Origin of the sequence: Algibacter aquimarinus (genome assembly GCF_039543265.1) — a bacterium.
GTDB classification, from domain to species: Bacteria; Bacteroidota; Bacteroidia; order Flavobacteriales; family Flavobacteriaceae; genus Algibacter_B; species Algibacter_B aquimarinus.
Window position 1 is genome coordinate 398627 of the sequence record NZ_BAABJK010000009.1, and the last position, 25697, is coordinate 424323.

Consider the following 25697-nt stretch of genomic DNA (forward strand, 5'->3'; position numbering starts at 1 on the left):
TAGTGATTTTCTAAACTAAAACGCATTTTTATAGATGAAATTTATAGTATCTAGTACCTATTTATTAAAGCAATTACAAGTTTTAGGTGGTGTAATTAACAGCTCAAATACCTTACCTATTTTAGATAATTTTTTATTTGAATTAGACCATACAAAACTAACTGTTTCTGCTAGTGATTTAGAAACCACTATGGCTTCTACTTTAGATGTTGAAAGTGATAGTGAAGGAAGCGTAGCAATACCTGCACGTTTATTATTAGATACCTTAAAAACTTTTCCTGAGCAACCTTTAACGTTTGTTGTTGAAGACAATAATACGGTTGAGATAAGCTCAAACCATGGTAAATATGCACTAGCTTATGCAGATGGTGCAGAATTCCCAAAAGCTGTAGCGCTTGAAGACCCTAGTAAAACTGTTGTTACTGGTGATGTTTTAGCAACTGCTATTAGTAAAACAATTTTTGCTGCCGGAAATGATGATTTACGCCCTGTAATGAGTGGTGTATTTTTTCAGTTTTCTACCGAAGGCTTAACCTTTGTTGCAACAGATGCACATAAATTAGTAAAATATACTCGAGAAGATATTAAAGCCAACCAAGTTGCAGAATTTATAATGCCCAAAAAACCTTTGAATTTATTAAAAGGGATTTTGGCAGCTAGCGAAGATGATGTAACCATAGAGTATAACGAAAGTAATGCCAAATTTACATTTGAAAACTCAGAGTTAATTTGTCGTTTAATTGATGGCAAATACCCTAACTACGAAGCTGTAATTCCAAAGGAAAATCCGAATAAATTGGCCATAGATAGAACTCAGTTTTTAAATTCTGTTCGTCGTGTTAGTATATTCTCAAACAAAACAACACATCAAATTCGTTTAAAAATTGCTGGTGCAGAGTTAAACATTTCTGCTGAAGATATTGATTACAGCAACAAAGCCGAAGAACGTTTAACTTGTGATTATCAAGGAGACGATATGCAAATAGGTTTTAATTCTCGTTTTTTAACAGAGATGCTAAACAATCTAAATTCTGATGAAGTACAACTTGAAATGAGCATGCCAAATAGAGCTGGTATTTTAACGCCTGTTGATGGGTTAGATGAAGGCGAACAGATTACCATGTTGGTGATGCCTGTTATGTTAAATAGTTAAAAAGAGTTCCATAAAAGGAAGTTTATTATACAAAAGCGGTAACATTGATAGTGTTACCGCTTTTTTTGTTACACTTAACTTAAAAAAAAATAATGATAACTTCGTTTAAGCTAGCATAAATTGTTAAATTAAGTTCATATTAACAATAGACATAGTTGATTTGGAACAACTTAGAACTAACAATTAGAATATACACATGAAAAAACTAAAATTTCCAACTGCTCAAACCATCCTAATCATTATAGCCATTATTGTCACTATTTTAACTTGGTTAATTCCTGCGGGAAAATATGACACTCTGTTATACAATTCTAATAACAATACATTTATCAAAACTAGTTTAGGTAATAATACAGAATTACCAGCAACTCAAGAAGTTTTGCACGAACTGGATATTAAAATACCTGTAGAAAAATTTATAAACGGTGGCATCTATAAACCAATTGCTATACCTAACACATACAAAGAACTAGAAACAAGACCTCAAGGTATTGCAGAATTAATACAAGCTCCTATAAAAGGTATTATTGAGGCATCAAGTATTATTTTTTTAATTCTTATTATTGGGGGCTTAATAGGTATAATGAATTTAACGGGCGCTTTTGATGCTGGTATTTCTTGGATGTCAAAAATGCTTCTTGGGAGAGAATTTATTCTAATTATTTTGGTAACTACACTTATTGCGGCTGGAGGCACCACTTTTGGCCTTGCCGAAGAAACCATGGCGTTTTATCCTATTTTAATTCCTGTTTTCCTTGCAGCTAAATACGACGCAATGGTAGGTCTTGCTTGTGTTTTTCTTGGTTCTGGAATTGGGTCAATGTGTTCTACTATAAACCCGTTTTCCACTATTATTGCTTCAGATTCAGCTGGAATAAGCTGGACAACAGGCCTCGAAAATCGGTTAATAATGTTAGTTATTTGTTTAGTTATTACTATTCTTTATATCCTTCGCTATGCAAAACGCGTTAAAGCTGATCCATCAAAATCTCTTATTTATGATCAAAAAGATGAATTAGAACAACTTTTTGGATTAAATACATTGAATACAAAAAAGTTTACAAATAGATTGAGGCTTATTATAGTTGTGTTTACTTTATGTTTTGTGGTAATGATTATTGGGGTCTCTTTTTTAGATTGGTTGTTTGTAGAAATGACTTCCGTATTTCTAGTTGGTGCTATTATAATTGGTTTTATTGCTAAAATTAAAGAAAGTTTATTTGTTGAAGAATTTGCCAAAGGTGCCGGTACTTTACTTAGTGTTGCATTTATTGTTGGTATTGCTAGAGGTATAACAATTTTAATGGAAGATGGACTTATTAGCGATACTATTTTATATCATGCGAGTGCAATAACTGAAGGCATGAACAAAGGTGTTTTTACAAACGTGATGCTTTTTATTTATGGTAGTTTATCTTTTTTTATGCCATCATCCTCAGGAATGGCAGTATTAACAATGCCAATTATGTCGCCACTAGCAGATACTGCCAACATAGGTCGAGAAACTATAGTTGACACCTACCAATACGGTATGGGTTTGTTTTATTTGATTAATCCTACAAGTTTAATATTAGCTGCATTAGCTATAGTAAAAATTGGATTCAATAAGTGGTTAAAATTTGTAATGCCCCTTCTCCTAATTTTGACAATAACTACAATGATATGCCTAACAATTTCTATTTATTAAAATAAAAATAACTCCACAAAAAAGTAAAAATCACTTTTATTATCTTTGGTTACAGTGAAAAATTCTCGAGTATTTTTGAATACCAAAGTAGAATAAACACGTTAGAATAATCTTAAACATTCACTAATGAAAAAAGTTTACTCCGTTGAAGAATATATAGAAACTAATGCACATTTTGCTGAAGAGCTAACTATTTTGAGAGATTTAATAAATTCTACAGAACTAAACGAAGCTATAAAATGGTCTGCTCCTGTATATGATTTAAATGGTAAAAATATTTTGGGCTTAGGTGCGTTTAAAAAACACTTTTGTATTTGGTTTTTTAATGGTGTGTTTTTAAAAGATGAAAATAACCTTTTAATTAATGCTCAAGAAAAAACAAAAGGTTTACGGCAAATGCGTTTTACTTCAATTAAAGATATAAACAAGAATTCTGTTTTATCTTATGTTAAAGAAGCTATTGAAAATCAACGTTTAGGCAAAGAAATTAAAACTACAAAAACTACAAAAAAAGATATTATTATTCCTTTAGAGCTTCAAAATGAATTAAATAACAATCCAGCTTTATTTGATGCGTTTAAACTTTTAACACCAAGTAAACAACGAGAGTATTGTGAATATATTGATACTGCCAAACGGGAAACCACCAAGCAAACTCGCTTAGAAAAAATTAAACCCATGATTATTCAAGGCATAGGTTTACATGATAAATATAAAAACTGCTAAATAAAAAAAGCTTCCTTTTTTGGAAGCTTTTATATTTTTTGTTGGTTTTATAACCTTAATTTGCTTTAGCAGGTGCTTTTAGTTTAGCACTCAATTCCATAGAAATTGAAGAACGATCAAACTTAATTTTACCAGACATCGTTTCTATTACACAACTTCCGTCTTTATCGTTAAGCTCAATTATTTTACCGTGCATACCACTTTTTGTGATAACTCTATCACCTTTCTTTAGTTCGGCATTAAACTTTTTCTCCTTTTTAGCACGTTTCATTTGAGGTGCAATCATAAAGAAATACACAACTACAAACATTAGTATAAAAGGTAAAAACTGACCTATTCCTCCTTCTCCCATTATTATATTTATTGTACTGCTTTTGCAGCTGATTGAACTGCATTTGAATCAGGTTTTACAAAAGCTGTAATTTTTACGCTTTCTGTACCTTTTTCTGTATTTGCAGTTATATTAATTGATTTTGTTACTTTATTTGCTCCAGAGCCATTAAACTTAACAGTAAATTTTCCAGATTCTCCTGGCGCTAAAGGTTCTCTACTCCAATCTTTAGGAACTGTACATCCACATGTACTTTTAATATCTGTGATAACTAATGGTGCTTCTCCTGCATTTGTATAACTAAATACAGTTTCTACTGGTGTATTTTTTTCTATTTCACCAAAATCATGCTCTTTTTTATCAAACTCTAAAACCGGGAATTTAGATGCATTTGCATCTCTAACTGCTGCTGCAGCTATGTTACTCTCTTCTATTTTTTTTGCAACATTTTCTTTACAAGATGTAAATCCAATCAAAAATAAACTACTTAAAGCTATTACAATTTTTTTCATTTTTATAACTATTTAATCATTACAGGTGGCAAAAATAAGAATTATTTAATCGATTTTGAAATATTTGTGAATTAGATAACAAATCTACATTAATCCGCGACCAGCTTTATTCAAATTTCCATCTGCTTCATATTCCTTAACTAGCTTATCTAAAACACCATTAATAAAAATACTGCTTTTAGGTGTTGAATACTCTTTAGCTATTTCAAGGTATTCATTTATGGTAACTTTTACTGGTATTGAGCTAAAGTGTTTTAATTCACAAATAGCCATTTGTAATAATACAAAATCGATATTTGCAATACGGTCTGATTCCCAGTTTTTAGTTTTATTATCAATCTCAGTTTTTATAGATGTACTATTTAAAAGTGTTTTCTTAAATAAATCTATAGCAAATTGTTTATCATCAACATCTTTATACAACTTGGGTGTAAAATAGTTTTCAGTAGAAGTTTGTTTTACTTTACGTAATAACTTTAAAATAGTTGTGTTTACTGTTGGAAGATCGTCTAACCAAGTTAAATTTTTGTCTTCTATATAGTCATAAAGCTTTTCGTTTGGAGCTAAAATTTCTTTAAAAACATCGATAATAAAGTCTTTATCTTCTTTAAAATCAGATGTTCTAGTTTGCATGTATTCTTTATATAAATCACTAGAAATAATGGCTTTAAAAATAACATCAACATACTCGTTATCTAATTCCCAATTCGAAATTTTATACTTTTCTAATTGGTTCTTTAAAGCTTCGTTATTCTTAAGAAGTATTAATAACTTATTTTCTACAAACTTTCGGTTTGGATTTTTATCTTCTTGAGTAGCTAAGTGCTTTTTCTGCTTTTTTTGTAAATCATCTTCAGCCCTTTTTTGAACTTCAATTAACAATGAAATAACCAACAGGTAGAGATTATACATGTTATCTATACTAAACAGCAAAAACTTCTGGTCTTTACTTAAATCATCGCTTTCACCTCCTTTAAAGGCATACAAGGTTTGCATTACTTTTACACGAATATGTCTTCTGTTTAGCATAATTACAAAGAACTTAAATTAAAAAGTGACAGTTTAACTTTAGTTGGCAAAAATAGTATTATTTTCAAATAATATCTTCAAAATTTGATAATAATACTTTAGTTTTTATTTAACATTTTGCAACCAGTTATAAAATAGTTTTCTTTAGCGAATGCTTATCTTTGCTCATTCTAGAATCCATTTACTAAAAAAGTAAACGCATCTTTTTTAATGAGAGAATTACAGCATTTAAATAAATACTTTTTAAAGTACAAATCAAATCTTCTGGCAGGTATTGTAATTACTATTGTAGCTAGGATATTTTTGCTTTTTACTCCGCGGTTAATACGAGAAATTTTCGTGGTTGTAGAAAAATACAAAGACGCAGATACAACTTCGGATGGCTCTATTGAAGGTGAATTAACCAGAATTATTATTTATATCATTGGTGCGGCTATAATTGCAGGTGTTCTAACTTTCTTCATGCGTCAAACTATAATAAATGTTTCTAGATATATAGAATTCGATTTAAAAAATGAAGTTTATGAACAATACCAAAAACTCTCTTTAAACTTTTACAAAAAAAACAGAACGGGCGATTTGATGAACCGAATAAGTGAAGATGTTGGGCGGGTTCGAATGTATGTAGGTCCAGCAATAATGTATAGTATAAATACCATTACACTTTTTGTAATTGCTTTAATTTACATGTTTAACACTGCTCCAAAACTAGCGCTTTACACCATTGTTCCATTACCTATTTTATCTGTAATAATATATAAATTAAGCAAAGAAATACACCAAAGAAGTACTATTGTTCAGGAATATTTATCTAAACTCTCAACTTATACTCAAGAATCTTTTAGCGGAATTTCAGTAATTAAAGCCTATGGTATTGAACCCTTAACGGCTACAAATTTCAATCAACTAGCACTAACTAGCAAAGAGAAGCAATTAAGTTTAGCTCAGGTACAAGCTTGGTTTTTCCCAATGATGATTTTGCTTATTGGCGCCAGTAATTTACTGGTTATTTACATTGGTGGAATGCAATATATTAATGGCGAAATTGAAAGTTTAGGAACCATTGCCGAATTTATTATTTACGTAAATATGCTTACATGGCCAGTTGCTACCGTTGGTTGGGTAACCTCAATTATCCAACAAGCTGAGGCATCTCAAAAAAGGATTAATGAGTTTTTAAAACTAGAGCCAGAAATAAAAAATAGTGTTAAAGAACAGACTCAAATTAATGGAAATATTGCTTTTAAAAATGTTTCCTTTACCTATGATGATACAAATATTCAAGCACTTAAAAACGTAAGTTTTAGTATTAATGAAGGTGAAACATTAGCTATTTTAGGTAAAACAGGGTCTGGAAAATCTACAATTCTAGACTTAATTGGCAGACTTTACGATATAGACAATGGTGAGATTAAAATAAACCAAATTAGTATTGAAAAACATAACCTAACTAATTTACGAGACAGTATTGGTTATGTACCACAAGATGCATTCTTATTTTCAGATTCAATAAAAAATAATATTAAATTCGGAAAAGAAAATACTACCGAAGAAGACGTTATTGAAGCTGCCAAAAACGCCCAAGTACACAAAAACATTATAGGTTTTAATAATGGTTACGATACTGTTTTAGGTGAACGAGGTATTACTCTATCTGGTGGACAAAAACAGCGAGTTTCTATCGCTAGAGCAATAATTAAATCTCCAAAAATATTATTATTTGATGACTGTCTATCTGCAGTAGACACAGAAACTGAAGAAAAAATACTAAAAAATTTGAATAAAGTTTCAAAAGGCAAAACAACAATAATTGTTAGCCACAGGATTTCTTCTGCTAAAAACGCAGATAAAATTATTGTTTTAGATGATGGAGAAGTAGTTCAAGAGGGCACTCATGAGGCACTTGTAGACATCAATGGATACTATAAAGAACTTTACTTAAAACAATTAAGTGAAACTTTCAAATAAAATATAAGAACACAGTTTTGAGGTACTCTTGCGTTTTAATTTTTTAAATTTTATTCAATAAAAGTTAATAATTAGAAAAGAAACTGTAAAAATTGTTGGTTAGTATCTGTTTTTTTTAGATTTTTGGTTTACAAATGTTAACAACACTAATTACTAAATAATAATGAAGAATAATCATATGATGGAGAAAGAGGAAATTTTTTCAAAAGTATTAAGAGCTGGAAGACGCACATACTTTTTCGATGTTAGAGCAACAAAAGCCGAAGATTATTATCTTACAATAACTGAAAGTAAAAAATTCACAAATGATGATGGATCATTCCATTATAAAAAACACAAGATTTATATTTACAAAGAAGATTTTGCTGAATTCAAAGATATTCTAGCTGAAATGACAGACTATATTATCAGTGAAAAAGGAGATGAAGTTATTAGTGAACGTCATCAAAAGGATTTCAAGAAGGAATATGAAGATGATACAAAAATTACAGAAGCAGATTTAAAAACAAATACTCCTGAAAGTTTTACAGATATAGATTTTGATGATATATAGATAAATAAATCATTTTAAAATAAATTCAAACCGTTATACTTTGTGTAACGGTTTTTTTATATTTATAATCTAACTATATAACCATGAAAAAACTTTTATTTCTCTGTTTACTAACATCAATATTTGTTAACTCTCAAAACAATATTGACTTATCGTATTACCTTCCTCAAGACATTTCTTATAATGAGAATATCCCAACACCAGAAAGTATTATAAACCATCAGGTTGGTGAATGGCATGTAACACACGACAAATTAGTGCAATACATGTACGCGCTGGCAAATGCTACTGATAGAATAACTATTGAAGATAGAGGTAAAACTTTTGAAGGCAGACCGTTATTACTTCTTACAATAACATCAAAAAACAATCATCAAAATATAGATGCCATTCGTGAACAACATGTTGATGCAACTAATAATAATGTAAATGATGATGCAGAAAGCATGCCTATTGTGGTTTATCAAGGATTTTCAATTCATGGTAATGAAGCTAGCGGATCGAATGCAGCATTACTTGCGGCCTATTATTTAGCGGCTGCAAAAGGTGATTATATTAATGATTTACTTGACAATACTGTAATTTTATTCGACCCATCTTATAACCCTGATGGCTTGCAACGCTTTGCTTATTGGGCAAATACTAATAAAAGTATAAATTTAAATCCAGACCCAAACGACAGAGAATACCGTGAAGTTTGGCCTGGTGGTAGAACAAATCATTATTGGTTTGATATGAACCGCGACTGGTTACCAGTTCAATTACCAGAATCTAGAGCAAGAATAAAAACCTTTCATAGTTGGTTACCAAATATTCTAACAGATCATCATGAAATGGGTACTAACGCTACATTCTTCTTTCAACCTGGAATACCTTCTAGAACTCACCCTTTAACACCTAAGTTAAATCAAAAATTAACTAAAAGCATTGGTGAATTTCATGCCAAAGCACTTAACAAAATAGGATCTTTATATTATACTGAAGAAAGCTATGATGATTTTTATTATGGTAAAGGATCAACATTCCCTGATATTAATGGAAGTATAGGTATACTTTTTGAGCAAGCCAGTTCTAGAGGCCATATTCAAGAAAGTGAAAACGGAATAATTACATTCCCTTTTACAATAAGAAATCAATTTACTACAGCGCTTTCTACCTTAGATGCTGCGAAAAATATGCGCAAGGAAATATTAAATTATCAACACAATTTTTATAAGAATGCGCGTTCTGAAGCTTCAAAAGAGGCTAACAAAGTTCTTATTTTTGGTGACGAAAAAGATGCTGCTAAAACTTACCATTTAGCCGAAATACTAAAGAGGCAACAAATAAAGTTTTACGATATAAAACAAGACTTAAACCTAGGTGGTAAGCACTTCAAAAAGGGGTATAGTTTTGCGGTTCCAAAAAACCAAAAAAATATAAGACTTATAAACGCTATGTTTGAAAAACGAACAACGTTTCAAGATAGTTTGTTTTACGATATTTCTGCATGGTCATTTCCTCTAGCCTTTAATGTCGATTTTGTTGAAAACGCATCTTCCAGTAATCTTGGATCTGAAGTAACAGATTTAAAACCAAAACAAGGAAGCGTTGCTAAAAAAAGTGATTATGCTTATTTGATGGAATGGCATGAATACTATTCTCCAAAAATTCTCAATAGTATTTTAAACAAAGGAATTCGAACTAAAGTAGCTTTAAAACAGTTTAGCATGAATGGAAAAGATTATGATTATGGTACTATTATGATTCCTATTCAAAATCAAAAATTAAATGCAACAGATTTATATAACACTTTAAAAGATTTAGCGGCAGAAAGCCATGTACAAGTAGATGCCGTAAGCACAGGCTTAACTGAAGGTATAGATTTGGGTAGTAGAAATTTTAAAACCCTTATTAAACCAGAAATTGCATTATTAGTTGGTGATGGAATAACATCATATGATGCTGGGGAAATTTGGCATCTATTAGATACTCGTTTCAATATGCATGTTACAAAACTTGACACTAAAAGTATTGGAAGGGCCGATTTAAGCAGGTATAACACCATAATAATTCCCAATACGAGATATTTAGATAAAACGAATACTGAAAAGCTTAAAGACTGGGCCAAAAATGGAGGTACTATAATTGGTTACAGAAATACAGTAAAATGGTTAAACGATAAGGAGTTTATTAAATTAAAATTCAAAAAAACAGATGTACCGGCAAAAAACATAAGCTTTGAAGAAAGAAGCGATTTTAGAGGTGCACAACAAATTGGTGGAGCGATTTTTGAAGCTACATTAGATAGATCGCACCCAATAAACTTTGGCTATAAAAATGATAAAATAGCTTTGTTTAGAAATACAACTATTTTCGTTGAAGCCGACTCTGTAAGCTATAGAAATCCTATTCAGTATACTAAGAATCCGCTTTTAAGTGGTTATATTTCAAAACCAAATCTAGAAGCTTTATCTAATACAGTTCCGCTTCAAATTAAAAATATTGGTAGAGGAAAAGTAGTCGCGTTTACTGATAATACTAATTTTAGAGCGTTTTGGTATGGAACAAATAAACTCTTAATGAATGCTATTTTCTTTAGAGATGAATTATAATTTTACGGCTAACAATGTTAGTAACAATACTGATGTAAAAAAACACAAAGCAATTAACCAACCAAAGTTATAAGCAAGGATTAGGGTAATTATCAAAAGCCACAAAGGAACTATAGTAATAGCAATGGCAAACCTAAATGTGGAAGTGAATTCCTTTTCCTTAATTTTAGGTTTAGCTATCAATTTCCAAATTAAATAGGGTACTATTAATTGAATGATTAAAACTAATTTGAAGATTTTTTTAACTACTGAAAAGCTATCTTTTTTTTGCGATTCATAAAATTCAAAATTAGTAGCGATACTTTTATTTACTGCTTCAGGCTTTAAAAAATTTACATTAAATTTTTCTAGTTTTTGTAATGTTTTGTCATAATTTTCGGTAGGGATATGTGCAGTTAATTTTGAAATTTCAGATTGCATAACTGTTTTTAGTGCTATTACATCTTTATTTCTGTCATCTGATAAAAACTTTTTAGCAGAAATTGGATTTCCAAAATAAAGTGCTGTACTATCAGAAAACCTTTCTGCATTTAAAAAGTTTAAACCTACTGGTACTAATTGCAAATCTATGTTTGGGTGTGTGTCTAAGGTTTCAAAAATAATACGAGTAAAACCTTTACTAAGAGGCCTAACGGTTCTTTTTAAATTATGGCTACCCTCAGGAAAAATTACAATAGCTTCATTTTTATTAAACAACTCTACACAAGAACTAAAAATGGCTTTATTATTAGCCAAATTCCCCCATCCATCTCTAATTCTATAAACCGGAAGCATTCTTAAACTTTTCAAAATTTTACTTATAAGAGTACTTTTAAAAACGCCTGCTCTAGTTAAAAAATAAGAAAATCTACCGCATTTAGTTGCAATTAACAAGGCATCTAAAAGCGCATTTTGATGATTACTTAAAAGTAAAATAGGTTTGTTTTTAGGTACGTTTTCAACACCATGAACTTCTATTCTTTTAAAATAGAAAAACATACCTAAGCTTAGGTAGCTTCTTACAAATGATAGCCAAATTCGATTCAAACTTTATTACTTTTTTTTAGACCAAAATAACGCTAATAATAATCCAGATATAATATGCCAAATACCCCAAAACGCTGCCAAAATTGCCATACCTCCTAAACCATTAAAAAATGTAAATATGAGCAGTAATCCTAACCCTGAATTTTGAATTCCAGTTTCAATAGCCATTGTTTTTTGATTTTTAAAAGATAATCTAAAAAGTTTAGCTATTAAAAAACCCAGCAACAATGCTATAAAGTTATGACTTATACCTATTGCTAATACATGATGAATATAGTTATTGAAAACATCCATGTTTTTTGAAAATGCAATCACAACTATAGCCGCAAAAACCAATATGGATATTGGTTTTAATACTTTAGAAAATCTTGATGCCAAATCTGGGAGTTTGTACCTAAATGTCATGCCCAATACCAAAGGGATACCTAGAATTAAAACAACAAGCTTTATAAGTTCAAAAGAATTTAATTGAACTTCTTTTAAAATTTGAGCAGTTGGCTGATATAAATCGCTATAGAAATGAAAGTTAAAAGGCGTCATAAACACAGCTAAGAAAGTAGCAAACGCTGTTAAACTAACTGACAAAGCTGTATTCCCTTTGGATAAATGCGTCATGAAATTTGAAATATTACCTCCGGGGCAAGCAGCAACCATAAACATTCCTAAAGCTATACTAGGTTGAGGCTTTATTAAAATTACTAGAAGAAACGTAACAAGTGGTAATAATACAAATTGACATAAAACCCCTATTAAAACTAGCTTTGGCTGTTTTAATAATGTTTTAAAATCTTCAAACGTTATGCCCAAAGCTACTCCAAACATAACAACAGCAAGCGCTATATTTAATACCCACAATCCATTACTATCAAAGTTAATTTGAACCTTATCTAAGTCTTGCATAAATCAATTTACAGGTGTTCCATTTTTAACTTTGGTCTCAGGATTTAAAAGTATCACATCATTTTCTTTCACAGCACCTAAAACTAAACATTCGCTCATAAATTTTGCAATTTGTTTTTTTGGAAAATTAACAACTGCAACAATTTGTTTGTTTAATAAGTCTTCTTTTTTGTAAAGTGTAGTTATTTGTGCGGACGATTTTTTAATTCCTATATCTCCAAAATCTATAGTAAGCTGATAAGCTGGATTTCTGGCCTCAGGAAAATCTTTAACATCTATAATAGTACCTATTCGTAAATCTACTTTGGTAAAATCTTCAAAAAATATTGTATCACTCATTTTTTAAAAATACAAATTATCCCGAACTTTGATAAAAAACTAATATTATGGCAATGACTCCGTCAAATATGCTTCCTTTGGGAACTATAGCTCCAGACTTTTCTCTTTTAGACACAGTTTCTAATAAAACTTTAAGTTTAAACAGTTTGAAAGGACAGAAAGGAACTGTAATTATGTTTATTTGTAACCATTGTCCGTTTGTAATTCACGTAAACTCCAAAATTGTGTCTATAGCCGAAGCTTACTCTGAAAAAGGGATTGGTTTTATTGCTATTTCTAGTAACGATGTGGTTAATTATCCGCAAGATTCTCCAGAAAAGATGAAAATTCACTCTAAAAACGAAAACTACCCATTTCCATATTTATATGATGAAACTCAAAGCGTAGCTAAAGCTTATGATGCAGCTTGCACTCCTGATTTTTATGTTTTTAACCAAGCATTAAAACTATCATACAGAGGGCAATTAGATGATTCTAGACCTGGAAATGAAATTCCACTGTCTGGTAAAGATTTACAATATGCGTTAGATTGCTTAATTGACGGAAAAGAAAATACCGAACCACAAAAACCGAGTATTGGTTGCAATATTAAGTGGAAAGTTTAAACCAAAATTAATTCCCTGTTAGTTAGATTTTTAAAACATCAAGAATACTATTGTATTTAATTTACAACCAGCCTTTTTGCTTCATTATATTTTCAACATGTGCATAATGATGGCTACTATGCCAAGCATAGTGCCCAGTATTATAATTTAAAAATACTTCTCTATTAGTTTCTGGATGAATAAAACATTTATTAAAATCTTCCTCAGACATAGCTTTTAATAAATTTACAAGTTTATAATGAACTGCTTTTAAATGTTCAATAGACATTTGAATAGGTGCAGATTTACTATCACTCAATTCTGCCCAAAGTTTTTCATCATAAGCTTTTATAAGAGGCTTATCTTCAGTTAAAGCCCATTTAAAACGGTTGTAACTATGATGATGACTATCTGAAACATGATGAACAACTTGCCTGATGGTCCAACCGTCTGGTCTATAAGGTGTATTTAATTGTTCTTTAGAAAGATGCTTTACAAGAGCTTCAAAGCGAATAGGAAACTGTTCTAAAGTTGAAATCCAACTTTCAATATGTTGTTTTGAAATGTTATTTGGACATTCAAACTTACCTATTGGATATTTTAATTTTTCAAGGTCTTTATTTGTCATGCTTAAATATAAAAAAAGCACCTCAATTGAGGTGCTTAGAATATCATAAAAATAAAGTAAATTATTTCACATCCATCAATTCTACATCAAAAACTAAAGTAGCATCAGGTGGAATAACTCCTCCAGCACCTGCGCTACCATATCCTAAATGACTTGGAATAACTAAACGTGCTTTATCTCCAACCTTTAATAAGCCTATACCTTCATCCCAACCCGGAATTACTTGACCAACTCCCAATGGAAAATCGATAGGTTCGTTGCGTTTGTATGATGAATCAAATACGGTTCCGTCTGATAATTGACCTTTGTAATGCACAGAAACTGTTTGCCCTTTTTCTGCTTTTACACCATCTCCTTTTTGAATAATTTGATATCTAAGGCCGCTTTCAGTTTTATCAAAACCAGTTGCCAATTTATTTAATTCTGCCTCTGCTTTAGCTTTTTCTTCTGCTAAGCGTTTTTCTCTTGAACCTTCAAAAGTTCTAAACGCTTCAACTGCATTGTATGCTTCAGCATCTGCTCCTACCCTTACAATTTCTATACTTTCAATTTCATCACCTTGTGCAATAGCATCAACAACTTCTTGTCCCTGTTCTACTTTACCAAAAACAGTGTGTTTATTATCTAACCAAGATGTTTCTATATGGGTTATAAAAAACTGACTTCCGTTTGTTCCAGGACCTGCATTGGCCATTGATAAAACTCCTGGTCCGTCGTGTTTTAAATCTGGATGAAACTCGTCATCAAACTGATAACCTGGATTTCCAGCTCCTGACCCTTGAGGACAACCTCCTTGAATCATAAAATCTGGAATCACTCTATGAAACTTTAAACCATCATAATAAGGTGTGCCTTGAGGCTTTATTTTATTTTCTAAGTTTCCTTCAGCTAAAGCTACAAAGTTACCAACTGTTCCTGGTGTTTTTTTATACTCTAAAGCTACAAGAATTTCTCCTTTTGATGTATTAAATTTTGCGTATAATCCGTCTTGCATTGTTCTGATTTTTAATGAGGTGCAAATATAGTAAGGATTTACGATTTTAGACAAACGATTTCATATTTTTGTAAGTAGAAAATATCTAAAAAATGAAGTTTGAAACATTAGCTATTAAAAGTTTAGAAAATAATTTGACAAATACTAATGCAGTAAGTGTTCCAATATATCTGTCAACAACATTTATCAGAAATGAGGATGGGAGTTATAATAATGATTTTTTATACACCCGAAGTAATAATCCAAATCGTCAAATTTTAGAAAATAGTCTTGCCTTATTAGAAGGTGGTAAAATTTGTTATACTTTCTCATCTGGCATGGCAGCTATAAGTGCAATTTTTCAAAGCTTTAGCACTGGTGATCATATTTTACTTCCAGATGATGTTTACTACAACGTTTATATGTTAACTACAGAGGTCTTTGAAAGATGGGGACTTGAGTTTACTATTGTAGATATGTCAGACAAAAATGAGGTGCTTTCTGCAATCAAGGATAACACAAAACTTATATGGGTAGAGACTCCATCAAACCCTCAATTAAAAATCACCGATATTGAACAAATAAGTGAAATAGCAAAAAAGAATGACATATTATTAGCGGTAGACAATACATGGTCAACACCTGTATTACTGAAACCACTGGATTTAGGAGCTGATATAGTAATGCATTCAACAACAAAATATTTTGGAGGACATAGTGATGTTTTAGGAGGTTGCGTGATTTTAAAAGAAAATAATGAAACTGCACAAAAAATAAGTCATATACAATCGCTGTCCGGAGGTGTCCCTTCTCCATTCGATTGCTGGCTGATATCTCGTGGAATCCAGACACTGCATTTAAGAGTAACTGCTCAAACAAAAACAGCAAAAAAATTAGCTAAATTTTTAGAAAAGCACCCACAAATTAAAAAGGTTAATTATCCGGGATTAAAAAGTCACACCCAATTCGATATAGCAAAAAAACAAATGAAAAATGGTTATGGTGCTATGTTATCTGTATTAATTAAAGGAAATGCTGAAACGGCAAAAAAAATTACCAACAAGCTTAAAGTTTTTACTACCGCTACAAGTTTAGGCGGTGTAGAGAGTTTAGTGGAACACAGAAAATCTGTTGAAGGTATTAATAGCAATACTCCAGAAAATTTATTACGTATATCAGTAGGTTTAGAAAACGTAGATGATTTAATCGAAGACTGGAAGCAAGCTTTATCTAATTAATAGCCAAGAGCTAATAAAAAACAAAACTAGTTAGCTACTTCACTAATAAATTTTATGCGGTATAACCGAAGTTCTTCATCATCATAATCACCATCAAATTCATCAATAGCTGCATCGATATCATCGGTTTCAGATTCCATAAAATAATCATGAATCTCTTCTTGTTGGTCTTCGTCTAAAATATCATTAAGCCAATAATCGATATTTAGCTTAGTACCCGAATACACAATAACTTCCATTTCTTTTATGAAATCTTCCATAGACATACCCTTAGAAGAGGATATATCATCAAGCGGTAATTTTCTATCAATATTTTGAATGATATACAACTTATTTGCAGAATTACTTCCTGTAGATTTAACAACTAAATCATCAGGTCGCATAATATCATTTTCTTCAACATAGTTAGCAATTAATGCCACAAAGTCTTTACCATATTTTTTTGCTTTACCATCACCAACACCATGTACATTACTTAGTTCTGTTATGTTAATAGGATATTTAAGCGCCATATCTTCCAAAGAAGGATCTTGAAAAATAACAAAAGGAGGTACACCTAATTTTTTTGCATTCTTTTTTCGTAAATCTTTGAGCATACCCATCAAAACTTCATCTGCTACAGCACCTCCACCTTTAGATGCGGTAATAATACTGCCATCTTCTTGTTCTCCCTCAAAAATATGATCTTCAGTCATCATGAATGACACCGGTTTCATTATAAACTCTTTACCGTTTTTAGAGAGCTTAATAACACCATAAGTTTCAATATCCTTTTTTAAATAACCAGCGACCAAAACCTGCCTTAATAAGGCCATCCAGTATTTATTATCTTTATCTTTTCCTTTACCAAAAAAAGGTTGCTCGTTTGTTTTATGCGAGTTTATTAAAGCATTTTCTTTACCTGTAATAACATTTACTAAATCCTTAGACTTATATTTTTCATTGGTTTTGTCTATTATTTCGAGAAGAATTTTTACATCATCTTTAGCTTCAACTTTCTTTTTAGGATGCCTAACATTATCATCCATATCACCACCATCTCCTGTTTCTGTATCAAAGGCTTCACCAAAATAATGAAGAATAAATTTTCTTCTAGAAATAGATGTTTCTGCAAAAGCTACAACTTCTTGTAGTAGAGCCTGTCCAATTTCCTGTTCTGCTACAGGTTTACCAGACATAAATTTTTCAAGTTTCTCGATATCTTTATAAGCATAAAATGCTAAACAGTGACCTTCTCCTCCATCGCGTCCTGCTCGACCTGTTTCTTGATAATAACTTTCTATACTTTTAGGAATATCGTGATGAATTACAAAACGCACATCAGGTTTATCTATACCCATACCAAATGCAATAGTAGCTACAACAACATCGACATCTTCCATGAGAAATTTATCTTGGTGGCTAGAGCGTGTTTTAGCATCTAACCCAGCGTGATAAGGCACTGCTTTAATACCATTAACTTGAAGTACTTGAGCTAATTCTTCAACACGTTTTCTACTTAAACAGTAAACAATACCAGATTTTCCTTCGTTTTGCTTTACAAACCGAATAATATCAACATCAACATTTTTAGTTTTTGGACGTACTTCGTAATATAAATTAGGGCGATTAAATGATGCTTTAAATGTTTTTGCTCCAGAAATACCCAGATTTTTTATGATATCTTCTTGAACTTTTGGTGTTGCGGTTGCAGTTAAACCAATTATGGGAATATTATCTCCTATTCTACCTATTATATGACGTAAGTTTCTATATTCCGGTCTAAAGTCATGCCCCCATTCGCTAATACAATGCGCCTCATCAATTGCCATAAAAGACACTTTTACTGAGCGTAAAAACTCAACATTCTCTTCTTTGGTTAATGATTCTGGAGCTACATAAAGTAACTTAGTAACGCCATTAACAATATCTTCTTTTACACGCTTTATTTCAGTTTTATTTAAAGATGAATTTAAAACATGTGCAATACCTTCTTCATTAGAAATTCCTCTAATGGCGTCCACCTGATTTTTCATTAAAGCTATCAAAGGAGAAACCACTATAGCAGTACCTTCTTGCATTAAGGCTGGTAATTGATAACAGAGCGATTTACCACCACCTGTTGGCATAATTACAAATGTATGATTACCAGATATGATACTTTCTACAACTGATTCTTGAAGTCCTTTGAATTTGTTAAACCCAAAATACTTTTTCAATGCTGAGTGCAAGTCACCTTTTGCTATCAATATGAATTATTTAAAATTAATACTCATTAAAATACATCAATTATTAAAAACTAAGACAATGAATTTAATAGTGTATTTAGAGAACCCTCATTTTTTTTTCGTTAGTTTTGTAACGAAAATTGAAATTACAATAAAAATTTAATTTCATTAACAATAAATATACAAAATCTTCAAGCATCAACTAAAAAATAGAAGAAATTTTGATAAGTAAAGATTCTATTATAAATACTGCAAAAAAAACAATTGAAATGGAAAGTAAGTCCATTTTAAATTTATCTAACCTTGTTGATGATGACTTTGCAAAGGCTGTAGAAATTATTTACAACTCCAAAGGTCGTGTTATTATTACAGGTATTGGAAAAAGTGCCATTATTGCCAATAAGATTGTAGCAACATTAAACTCTACTGGAACACCATCAGTTTTTATGCATGCTGCAGATGCTATTCATGGAGATTTAGGACTTATTCTTGAAGACGACGTTGTTATTTGTATATCAAAAAGTGGAAATACGCCAGAAATTAAAGTACTTATCCCACTTATTAAAAGTGCAAAAAATACGATAATAGCTATAACAGGAAATAACAAATCGTTTCTTGGCACTCAAGCAGATTTTGTTTTAAATGCCTTTGTTGAAAAAGAGGCTTGCCCTAATAATTTAGCTCCTACAACTAGTACTACAGCGCAATTAGTAATTGGTGATGCACTTGCCGTTTGTTTATTAGAATTGCGTGGTTTTTCTAGTAATGACTTTGCAAAATATCATCCTGGGGGTGCTTTAGGAAAAAAACTATATCTAAGAGTTCATGACATATCATCTGTAAACGAAAAACCCAAAGTAGGATTAGATAATAGTATAAGAGAAGTTATTGTTGAAATTAGTGAGAAAATGTTGGGTGTAACTGCTGTTGTTGAGCATGATAAAATTATAGGAATTATTACAGATGGCGATTTGCGTAGAATGCTTAGTAAAGTAGATGATTTTTCTAAATTAACTGCTAAAGATATTATGGGCGATAAACCTAAAAGTATAGATAGTAATGCTATGGCTATAGATGCTTTAGAAATAATGGAAGCTAACGATATTTCGCAATTACTTGTAGAAGAAAATGGTAAATATGCAGGTGTGGTTCACCTACACGATTTGATAAAAGAAGGTATTATATAATGGCTAAAAAGAATATTAATGAGATGTCTTTTTTAGATCATCTTGAAGACTTGCGTTGGCATTTAATTAGAATTGTTCTTGCAGTAGTAATAGTAGCTACTTTAGCTTTCATATTTAGTAGGTTTATTTTTGAGGCTATTATTTTTGCACCATTGGATATGAGTTTTCCAACCTATAATTTTCTTTGTAATGCAGCAAATTTTATAGGTGTAGATACTACGTTTTGTGCAGAAGAAATGCCGATGATTATACAAAATCGAACTATGGGTGGACAGTTCTCAGCAGATATTTGGACAGCTATTCTTGGTGGTTTTATTATCTCTTTCCCATACGTTATTTACCAATTATGGAAGTTTATTAGCCCTGGTTTACATAGTAGCGAACGTAAACATTCTCGGGGTTTTATTATAATATCATCACTTCTTTTTTTTATCGGTGTATTATTCGGTTACTACATTGTAACCCCTTTATCTCTTAATTTCTTAGCTAATTATAGTATCTCAGAAATTGTTGATAATCAAATAGATATTAGTTCTTTTATGTCATTACTTAGAAATTCTGTTTTGGCTTCAGGTCTGATTTTTGAACTTCCAATAATCATCTATTTTTTTACTAAAATAGGTTTAGTAACACCAGAAATATTAAAGAAATACAGGAAATACGCCCTAGTAATTGTCTTAATTTTATCTGCAATTATTACGCCTCCAGATGTTGCAAGTCAAGTTATTGTGGCTATTCCTATTTTAATACTATATCAAGTAAGTATATATATATCAAAAGTTGTAGTTAGAAATCAAAAAAGAAAAGAAAAGGAACATGTCTGATATTGTTACAGAATTCAATGATTATCGTGCTAAAATGAACGACAAAATTTTAGCTGACAACAATAAAATTATTAAGCGTATTTTTAATTTAGATACCAATGCTTTCTCTGAAGGCACCCTAGATGTTAAAACAAAAGAACTACTGGGTCTAGTGGCCTCAGCAGTTTTACGATGCGATGATTGTGTTAAATACCATTTAGAAACAAGCTATAAATTAGGATTAAAAAAAGATGAAGTTGTTGAAGCTTTAAGTATTGCAACTTTAGTTGGAGGTACCATAGTAATTCCTCATTTGCGTCGTGCATATGAGTTTTGGGATGCTTTAGAATCTCAAAGTTAAACTTTACATAAATTCTAAACGCCTTGCTATTGTAGTGTATATGATTTTACTATTTTTAGCGTTCAGTATATAACTTATGATTTTAAGAGCCGAAAATTTAATGAAGTCCTATAGCGGACGTAAAGTTGTAAAAGATGTTTCACTTCAAGTAAACCAAGGTGAAATTGTTGGACTTTTAGGTCCAAATGGTGCTGGAAAAACTACATCTTTCTACATGATTGTTGGTTTAATAAAACCAAACGGTGGACATATTTTTATAGATAATACTGAAATCACTAAATTCCCAATGTATAAACGTGCACAAAATGGTATTGGTTATTTAGCGCAAGAAGCATCCGTTTTTAGAAAATTAAGTATTGAAGATAATATTTTAAGTGTTTTACAGCTTACCAAATTGAGTAAAAAAGAACAGCATTTAAAAATGGAATCACTTATTGAAGAATTTGGTTTAGGTCATATTCGAAAAAGTAGAGGCGATTTATTATCTGGAGGCGAGCGTAGACGAACAGAAATTGCCCGTGCTTTAGCAACAGACCCTAGTTTTATTCTTTTAGATGAGCCCTTCGCTGGAGTTGATCCTGTTGCCGTTGAAGACATTCAACGCATTGTAGCACAACTTACAAAGAAAAATATTGGTATTCTTATCACCGACCATAATGTTCAGGAAACACTTGCTATTACCGATAGAACGTATTTAATGTTTGAAGGTAGCATTCTTAAAGCTGGAAAACCAGAAGAACTTGCTAGTGATGAAATGGTACGAAAAGTCTATTTAGGTCAAAATTTTGAACTACGTAAGAAGAAAATTCGTGACTAAAGCATAAAACTTATTAATTAATTAATTATTTATTTATTCTTTATAGAAAACCGTAACTCTGCTGCAGGAATAAAACAATCTTAAAATTTCTCTTACTTTCCTTGTTTCCTAAATAACTTCTTCTTGATAAAAATTAAGGTTTTCACTACCAAAAAAGTTAAAAACCCAACAAGTAATCCAACTATAAAATCTCTCAAAATACCTGGAAGGACTTCTAAAAAATGGTGAAGAAAATCTATGTGATGTATAAAAATACCACCTGCAACTAAAAGTAATGCTATGGTACCAATTACAGATAAACTTTTTATAATTAAGGGCAAGGTTCTAATTAATAAGTTCCCAAAAAGGTTTGAAAAACTTTTTTTATTAGAGTTTAAACTTACTAATTTCAATCCAAAATCATCCATTCTAACTATAAGAGCTACAATACCATAAACTCCAACAGTGGCAATTACAGCTACTAAAGACACGACAAGAATTTGAAATAATAAAGGCTTTCCAATTACCGTACCCAATGCAATAATTACAATTTCAACAGACAAAATAAAATCTGTGAAAATAGCTGATTTTATTTTCTTTTTTTCATTTTCTAGCACTTCAGCTTCTGATAAATTTACATTCCCAATGTCAGCTTCAGTAATGTGTTCTTTTTGTTCTCGATGAAAAAAGAAATGATAAATTTTTTCAACTCCCTCAAAAGCTAAATAAATACCACCTAAAATTAAGGCTATTGTTACTCCAATAGGTACAAAAGCACTCAATAAAAATGCAATGGGCAAAATAATCAATTTATTAATTGCTGAGCCTTTTGTAATTGCCCATAAAACGGGTAATTCCCTCGATGATACAAAACCGGTAGCTTTTTCTGCGTTCACTGCTAAATCATCTCCTAATATTCCAGCTGTCTTTTTTGTAGATATTTTAGTCATTACCACAACATCATCCATAAGTGTAGCAATATCATCAAACAAAGCAAAAAAACCTGATGCCATAAATTGTTAAAATTATTTTGAAGTTAAATTGTCTAAAACAGACATGATAATGTATAGTAATATTATAATAGGTATTGCCGCAAATTTCAATATTATAAGTAAAACTACACACAAAATTATAAAGATGCATCGCGTTGCATTGTCTTTAAAACTATAGTTTTTAAACTTTAATGCAAATAACTTAATATTAGAGTTTAACAAATAGCAACTCAAGATAGTAAACAGAATTAAAAACCATTTATTAAGAATGATAGTATTAATAACATCATTATCCTGAAACTCAATAATTAGCGGTAAGGATAAGATAAGTAAAGCATTTGCTGGTGTTGGCAAGCCTTTAAAATACGTTTGCTGTTCTGTATCTATATTAAACTTTGCTAAACGGTAAGCAGATGCAAGAGTTACAGAAAACCCTAAATAAGGTATTACGTCTGTTTCTCCCCAACTTAAATCTGAAATTTCTAAAAGTTTATAAATAACTAACCCTGGTACTAATCCACTAGTAACCATATCAGCTAACGAATCTAATTGCAATCCTAATTCACTTTGAACTTTTAATTTCCTTGCTGCAAAACCATCAAAAAAATCAAAAAATATGCCTAAAAAAACAAAAAAGGCACCTGTTACAAAATTACTATTTAGAACAAAAATTACCGCTACACATCCACATAATAAATTCAAAAGCGTAAGTGTATTTGGTATAAATTTCTTCATATGTTTTATTTTGATTTTGTAAAAATAACAAACAAATTCACTCTAAAGCAATATCTATTATAAATTGAAGTTTTAAAGAATATAAATTATGTGCATCTTTGTAAAAAAATTGCGATTGAGACCTTACATAACTGCATTTTTCTTCATTTTATCAATGTCAGTGTTCAGTCAGACTGTTAGAAAATATTCTAATGAGTTTATGAATATTGGTGTCGATGCTGCTGCATTGGGGATGAGTAGTGCCGTAACGTCTCATACAGCTGATGTTAACTCGGGTTACTGGAATCCTGCGGGACTTTTAAAACTTGAAGATAGTCAGTTGGCCTTAATGCACTCAAGCTATTTTGCCAACATTGCAAACTATGATTATGCTGCTTTCGCAATGCCCTTAGATGACAGAAGTGCGGTTGGAATATCATTAATTCGTTTTGCCGTCGACGATATTTTAAACACCACACAACTAATTGATGCTGAAGGAAATATAAACTATGATAGAATTAGTTTATTTTCTACAGCAGATTATGGACTTACATTTTCTTACGCTAGGAAACTTCCCGTACAAGGCTTAAATTATGGTGTTAACGCAAAAGTAATTAGAAGGATAATTGGCGACTTTGCCTCGTCATGGGGTTTTGGTTTAGACTTCGGAATTCAATTTGAAACCAACAATAACTGGAGATTTGGATTAATGGCCAGAGATATTACAACAACTTTTAATGCCTGGGCTATTAATGAGGAAGAATTTGCTACAGTAAGAGATGCTGTTGCGGGTCAGAATCAAGAATTACCAGAAACAACAGAAATTACAATACCAAAATTACAAATTGGAATTTCTAAACTAGTAGATTTTAATTTTGATTACACACTTTTAATGGCTGCAAACTTAAATGTGCGTTTTGAAGAAAATAATGATATTATTTCAACATCTTTTGCCAGTATAAACCCTGCTCTTGGTTTTGAATTTGGGTATATAGATATGGTATACTTACGCGCTGGAATGGGTAACTTCCAAAATGAATTACAAATAGACAACTCAGAACAATTGAGCTTTCAGCCCAGTTTTGGAGTTGGTTTTAAATATAATGGTATTCAAATTGATTATGCGTTTACCGATATTGGCGACCAAAGTGTTGCGTTATACTCTAATGTTTTTTCTTTAAAAGTGGATTTAAGTATCTTTAGATAATAATTTAAATACATGCAGAAAACACTACTTTTTTTAGTTTTACTTCTTTCTTTTTCATTTTTAAAAGCGCAAGAAAATATTTTATCTGAACAATCAGAAATTAGTGTTTTAACAATAGCTCCTGGAGCCTCGTTAAATGATGCCTTTGGTCATAATGCCTTTAGAATAAAAGATCCGCAAAGCAACTTAGACGTTACTTATGATTATGGACGTTTTGATTTTGAGGCACCAAATTTCTATTTAAATTTTGCAAAAGGAAAGCTTAACTACTCTATTGGAAGTATGGGTTTTTACGATTTTATTCGGTTTTATGTCAGTCAAAATAGAACTGTAAAAGAGCAAATTTTAAATCTTACACCAAACGAAAAACAATCACTTTACAATTTTTTAATTGAAAATAACAAACCTGAAAACAGGAATTATTTATATGAATTCTTTTTTGATAACTGTGCAACTAAAATTAAAGATGTAGTAAACATCGCAGTGGATAATAACATCATTTTTAATAAACCTGAAAACTTTGAGGAAGCGTCTTTCAGAACTTTAATTCAAAACAATCTTAATAGAAATTCTTGGGGAAGTTTGGGTATTGATATTGCATTAGGTTCAGTAATCGATACTAATGCTAATGAAGAAGAACATATGTTTTTACCAGAAAATATATATAAATTCTTTGAAGTGGCTACTCTCAAAAATAATCAAGCTTTAGTAAAGAAAAGCAGTGTTATATTTGAAGAAGTTGAGAGTACAAAAACAAATAATTTTTTCACAAGCCCATTATTTGTCTTTGGTGTTATTGGTTTCTTTATTCTATTTATTACGTACAAAGATTACAAAAACGGTAAGCAAACCAAGTGGTTAGATATAACTTTATTTGCTATAACTGGTATTATTGGTGTTTTAATTTTATTGCTTTGGTTTGCCACAGACCACAGAGGAACACATCAAAACTACAATTTACTTTGGGCGTGTGCGCTAAATATAGTAGTAATTGGTCAATTATTTAAAAACAAAGTTAGCAGTTGGTTTATTAAATACCTTAAGTTTTTAATCATTCTATTATGCCTTTTAACCTTACATTGGATAATTGGTGTTCAAGTTTTCGCTATAGGGCTAATTCCTTTTCTAATTGCTCTTTTTGTTAGATATTTATACTTAATAAACTACTTAGGAAAAAGTAAATAATATT

Annotated in this window: 25 protein-coding genes; 14 read left to right on the forward strand and 11 right to left on the reverse strand. The window is 30.9% G+C overall.

Annotated elements, in window-relative coordinates:
* Nucleotides 1-34: 34 nt before the first annotated feature.
* The 3 genes from dnaN to ABD939_RS14235 all read left to right on the forward strand — a co-directional run bounded on the left by dnaN (nucleotide 35) and on the right by ABD939_RS14235 (nucleotide 3566).
* Nucleotides 35-1153, forward strand: coding sequence for a DNA polymerase III subunit beta (gene dnaN / locus ABD939_RS14225; protein ID WP_345170011.1), 1119 nt, complete (start codon nucleotides 35-37; stop codon nucleotides 1151-1153).
* A gap of 196 nt (nucleotides 1154-1349) precedes the next feature.
* The gene (locus tag ABD939_RS14230; RefSeq protein WP_345170012.1) at nucleotides 1350-2840 is read left to right on the forward strand and encodes a YfcC family protein; all 1491 of its coding nucleotides are present in this window, start codon (nucleotides 1350-1352) and stop codon (nucleotides 2838-2840) included.
* Nucleotides 2841-2966: 126 nt separating this feature from the next.
* Nucleotides 2967-3566, forward strand: a complete 600-nt coding sequence (locus tag ABD939_RS14235) for a YdeI/OmpD-associated family protein (RefSeq protein WP_345170014.1) — start codon at nucleotides 2967-2969, stop codon at nucleotides 3564-3566.
* A gap of 55 nt (nucleotides 3567-3621) precedes the next feature.
* On the opposite strand, the gene yajC is transcribed toward ABD939_RS14235, so the two are convergent.
* The 3 genes from yajC to nusB form a co-directional block, all read right to left on the reverse strand.
* Nucleotides 3622-3918: a preprotein translocase subunit YajC gene (gene yajC / locus ABD939_RS14240; protein WP_345170015.1), complete on the reverse strand. Its 297-nt coding sequence runs from the start codon at nucleotides 3916-3918 to the stop codon at nucleotides 3622-3624.
* A gap of 8 nt (nucleotides 3919-3926) precedes the next feature.
* The gene (locus tag ABD939_RS14245) at nucleotides 3927-4409 is read right to left on the reverse strand and encodes a DUF1573 domain-containing protein (protein WP_345170017.1); all 483 of its coding nucleotides are present in this window, start codon (nucleotides 4407-4409) and stop codon (nucleotides 3927-3929) included.
* A gap of 84 nt (nucleotides 4410-4493) precedes the next feature.
* Nucleotides 4494-5438, reverse strand: coding sequence for a transcription antitermination factor NusB (nusB, locus tag ABD939_RS14250; RefSeq protein WP_345170018.1), 945 nt, complete (start codon nucleotides 5436-5438; stop codon nucleotides 4494-4496).
* A gap of 210 nt (nucleotides 5439-5648) precedes the next feature.
* On the opposite strand from nusB, the gene ABD939_RS14255 reads away from it, so the two are divergent.
* From ABD939_RS14255 to ABD939_RS14265, 3 genes are all read left to right on the forward strand, one after another.
* Nucleotides 5649-7406, forward strand: a complete 1758-nt coding sequence (locus ABD939_RS14255) for an ABC transporter ATP-binding protein (RefSeq protein ID WP_345170020.1) — start codon at nucleotides 5649-5651, stop codon at nucleotides 7404-7406.
* Nucleotides 7407-7569: 163 nt separating this feature from the next.
* On the forward strand, nucleotides 7570-7959 hold the full coding sequence (locus tag ABD939_RS14260; protein ID WP_345170021.1) for a PUR family DNA/RNA-binding protein: 390 nt from the start codon (nucleotides 7570-7572) through the stop codon (nucleotides 7957-7959).
* An 83-nt stretch (nucleotides 7960-8042) separates the two neighbouring features.
* A complete protein-coding gene (locus ABD939_RS14265; RefSeq protein WP_345170022.1) occupies nucleotides 8043-10553 on the forward strand; it encodes a M14 family metallopeptidase in 2511 nt (836 codons plus the stop codon).
* Here the strand turns inward: ABD939_RS14265 and ABD939_RS14270 are convergent.
* From ABD939_RS14270 to ABD939_RS14280, 3 genes are read right to left on the reverse strand one after another with little or no spacing between them, the layout of a single operon-like run.
* Entirely contained in the window at nucleotides 10548-11579 is a 1032-nt protein-coding gene (locus ABD939_RS14270; RefSeq protein WP_345170023.1) for a lysophospholipid acyltransferase family protein, read from the reverse strand. The genes ABD939_RS14265 and ABD939_RS14270 overlap by 6 nt on opposite strands.
* A 6-nt stretch (nucleotides 11580-11585) precedes the next feature.
* Nucleotides 11586-12479 (reverse strand): bile acid:sodium symporter family protein, encoded by an 894-nt coding sequence (locus ABD939_RS14275; RefSeq protein ID WP_345170024.1) that lies wholly within the window; start codon nucleotides 12477-12479, stop codon nucleotides 11586-11588.
* Between the two features lie 3 nt (nucleotides 12480-12482).
* Entirely contained in the window at nucleotides 12483-12818 is a 336-nt protein-coding gene (locus ABD939_RS14280; protein WP_345170026.1) for a tRNA-binding protein, read from the reverse strand.
* Between the two features lie 47 nt (nucleotides 12819-12865).
* Here ABD939_RS14280 and ABD939_RS14285 point away from each other — a divergent pair, with 47 nt between their 5' ends.
* On the forward strand, nucleotides 12866-13423 hold the full coding sequence (locus ABD939_RS14285) for a thioredoxin family protein (protein WP_345170028.1): 558 nt from the start codon (nucleotides 12866-12868) through the stop codon (nucleotides 13421-13423).
* A 61-nt stretch (nucleotides 13424-13484) separates the two neighbouring features.
* On the opposite strand, the gene ABD939_RS14290 is transcribed toward ABD939_RS14285, so the two are convergent.
* Together ABD939_RS14290 and ABD939_RS14295 are read right to left on the reverse strand one after the other, a co-directional pair.
* A complete protein-coding gene (locus ABD939_RS14290; protein ID WP_345170030.1) occupies nucleotides 13485-14030 on the reverse strand; it encodes a YfiT family bacillithiol transferase in 546 nt (181 codons plus the stop codon).
* Nucleotides 14031-14091: 61 nt separating this feature from the next.
* Nucleotides 14092-15024: a peptidylprolyl isomerase gene (locus tag ABD939_RS14295; protein WP_345170031.1), complete on the reverse strand. Its 933-nt coding sequence runs from the start codon at nucleotides 15022-15024 to the stop codon at nucleotides 14092-14094.
* A gap of 92 nt (nucleotides 15025-15116) precedes the next feature.
* Between ABD939_RS14295 and ABD939_RS14300 the strand changes: the two genes are divergently transcribed.
* Entirely contained in the window at nucleotides 15117-16241 is a 1125-nt protein-coding gene (locus ABD939_RS14300; RefSeq protein WP_345170033.1) for a trans-sulfuration enzyme family protein, read from the forward strand.
* 26 nt (nucleotides 16242-16267) lie between these two features.
* On the opposite strand, the gene ABD939_RS14305 is transcribed toward ABD939_RS14300, so the two are convergent.
* Entirely contained in the window at nucleotides 16268-18472 is a 2205-nt protein-coding gene (locus tag ABD939_RS14305; RefSeq protein WP_345170164.1) for a RecQ family ATP-dependent DNA helicase, read from the reverse strand.
* A 245-nt stretch (nucleotides 18473-18717) separates the two neighbouring features.
* On the opposite strand from ABD939_RS14305, the gene ABD939_RS14310 reads away from it, so the two are divergent.
* From ABD939_RS14310 to lptB, 4 genes are all read left to right on the forward strand, one after another.
* Nucleotides 18718-19635 carry a KpsF/GutQ family sugar-phosphate isomerase gene (locus tag ABD939_RS14310; protein ID WP_425550293.1) on the forward strand — a complete coding sequence of 306 codons (918 nt, stop codon included), beginning with the start codon at nucleotides 18718-18720 and terminating at the stop codon, nucleotides 19633-19635.
* The gene (gene tatC, locus ABD939_RS14315) at nucleotides 19635-20459 is read left to right on the forward strand and encodes a twin-arginine translocase subunit TatC (RefSeq protein WP_345170037.1); all 825 of its coding nucleotides are present in this window, start codon (nucleotides 19635-19637) and stop codon (nucleotides 20457-20459) included. The genes ABD939_RS14310 and tatC overlap by 1 nt, the downstream gene beginning before the upstream one ends.
* Nucleotides 20452-20799, forward strand: a complete 348-nt coding sequence (locus ABD939_RS14320) for a carboxymuconolactone decarboxylase family protein (RefSeq protein ID WP_345170039.1) — start codon at nucleotides 20452-20454, stop codon at nucleotides 20797-20799. The genes tatC and ABD939_RS14320 overlap by 8 nt, the downstream gene beginning before the upstream one ends.
* Before the next feature lie 76 nt (nucleotides 20800-20875).
* A complete protein-coding gene (lptB, locus tag ABD939_RS14325; protein WP_345170041.1) occupies nucleotides 20876-21616 on the forward strand; it encodes an LPS export ABC transporter ATP-binding protein in 741 nt (246 codons plus the stop codon).
* A gap of 92 nt (nucleotides 21617-21708) precedes the next feature.
* Here lptB and ABD939_RS14330 read toward each other — a convergent pair whose 3' ends face one another.
* Together ABD939_RS14330 and ABD939_RS14335 are read right to left on the reverse strand one after the other, a co-directional pair.
* Nucleotides 21709-22608 (reverse strand): DUF808 domain-containing protein, encoded by a 900-nt coding sequence (locus ABD939_RS14330; RefSeq protein ID WP_345170043.1) that lies wholly within the window; start codon nucleotides 22606-22608, stop codon nucleotides 21709-21711.
* A 12-nt stretch (nucleotides 22609-22620) separates the two neighbouring features.
* On the reverse strand, nucleotides 22621-23322 hold the full coding sequence (locus tag ABD939_RS14335; protein ID WP_345170045.1) for a CDP-alcohol phosphatidyltransferase family protein: 702 nt from the start codon (nucleotides 23320-23322) through the stop codon (nucleotides 22621-22623).
* Nucleotides 23323-23437: 115 nt separating this feature from the next.
* On the opposite strand from ABD939_RS14335, the gene ABD939_RS14340 reads away from it, so the two are divergent.
* Together ABD939_RS14340 and ABD939_RS14345 are read left to right on the forward strand one after the other, a co-directional pair.
* Complete coding sequence (locus tag ABD939_RS14340; RefSeq protein ID WP_486303714.1) at nucleotides 23438-24508, forward strand: putative type IX sorting system protein PorV2; 1071 nt, start codon at nucleotides 23438-23440, stop codon at nucleotides 24506-24508.
* Nucleotides 24509-24520: 12 nt separating this feature from the next.
* Nucleotides 24521-25693, forward strand: a complete 1173-nt coding sequence (locus tag ABD939_RS14345) for a lipoprotein N-acyltransferase Lnb domain-containing protein (protein ID WP_345170046.1) — start codon at nucleotides 24521-24523, stop codon at nucleotides 25691-25693.
* Nucleotides 25694-25697 lie beyond the last annotated feature (4 nt).

Excerpts from the sequence above, each read along its gene's own strand:
- ABD939_RS14275 (WP_345170024.1), bottom strand. The coding sequence starts at position 12,479 with ATGCAAGACTTAGATAAGGTTCAAATTAACTTTGATAGTAATGGATTG.
- ABD939_RS14330 (WP_345170043.1), bottom strand. The coding sequence starts at position 22,608 with ATGGCATCAGGTTTTTTTGCTTTGTTTGATGATATTGCTACACTTATG.
- ABD939_RS14245 (WP_345170017.1), bottom strand. The coding sequence starts at position 4,409 with ATGAAAAAAATTGTAATAGCTTTAAGTAGTTTATTTTTGATTGGATTT.
- ABD939_RS14295 (WP_345170031.1), bottom strand. The coding sequence starts at position 15,024 with ATGCAAGACGGATTATACGCAAAATTTAATACATCAAAAGGAGAAATT.
- ABD939_RS14235 (WP_345170014.1), top strand. The coding sequence starts at position 2,967 with ATGAAAAAAGTTTACTCCGTTGAAGAATATATAGAAACTAATGCACAT.
- ABD939_RS14230 (WP_345170012.1), top strand. The coding sequence starts at position 1,350 with ATGAAAAAACTAAAATTTCCAACTGCTCAAACCATCCTAATCATTATA.
- ABD939_RS14335 (WP_345170045.1), bottom strand. The coding sequence starts at position 23,322 with ATGAAGAAATTTATACCAAATACACTTACGCTTTTGAATTTATTATGT.
- nusB (WP_345170018.1), bottom strand. The coding sequence starts at position 5,438 with ATGCTAAACAGAAGACATATTCGTGTAAAAGTAATGCAAACCTTGTAT.
- ABD939_RS14265 (WP_345170022.1), top strand. The coding sequence starts at position 8,043 with ATGAAAAAACTTTTATTTCTCTGTTTACTAACATCAATATTTGTTAAC.
- ABD939_RS14260 (WP_345170021.1), top strand. The coding sequence starts at position 7,570 with ATGAAGAATAATCATATGATGGAGAAAGAGGAAATTTTTTCAAAAGTA.
- ABD939_RS14310 (WP_425550293.1), top strand. The coding sequence starts at position 18,718 with ATGGAAAGTAAGTCCATTTTAAATTTATCTAACCTTGTTGATGATGAC.
- ABD939_RS14290 (WP_345170030.1), bottom strand. The coding sequence starts at position 14,030 with ATGACAAATAAAGACCTTGAAAAATTAAAATATCCAATAGGTAAGTTT.
- tatC (WP_345170037.1), top strand. The coding sequence starts at position 19,635 with ATGGCTAAAAAGAATATTAATGAGATGTCTTTTTTAGATCATCTTGAA.
- lptB (WP_345170041.1), top strand. The coding sequence starts at position 20,876 with ATGATTTTAAGAGCCGAAAATTTAATGAAGTCCTATAGCGGACGTAAA.
- ABD939_RS14300 (WP_345170033.1), top strand. The coding sequence starts at position 15,117 with ATGAAGTTTGAAACATTAGCTATTAAAAGTTTAGAAAATAATTTGACA.
- ABD939_RS14280 (WP_345170026.1), bottom strand. The coding sequence starts at position 12,818 with ATGAGTGATACAATATTTTTTGAAGATTTTACCAAAGTAGATTTACGA.
- ABD939_RS14255 (WP_345170020.1), top strand. The coding sequence starts at position 5,649 with ATGAGAGAATTACAGCATTTAAATAAATACTTTTTAAAGTACAAATCA.
- yajC (WP_345170015.1), bottom strand. The coding sequence starts at position 3,918 with ATGGGAGAAGGAGGAATAGGTCAGTTTTTACCTTTTATACTAATGTTT.
- ABD939_RS14285 (WP_345170028.1), top strand. The coding sequence starts at position 12,866 with ATGGCAATGACTCCGTCAAATATGCTTCCTTTGGGAACTATAGCTCCA.
- ABD939_RS14320 (WP_345170039.1), top strand. The coding sequence starts at position 20,452 with ATGTCTGATATTGTTACAGAATTCAATGATTATCGTGCTAAAATGAAC.
- dnaN (WP_345170011.1), top strand. The coding sequence starts at position 35 with ATGAAATTTATAGTATCTAGTACCTATTTATTAAAGCAATTACAAGTT.
- ABD939_RS14345 (WP_345170046.1), top strand. The coding sequence starts at position 24,521 with ATGCAGAAAACACTACTTTTTTTAGTTTTACTTCTTTCTTTTTCATTT.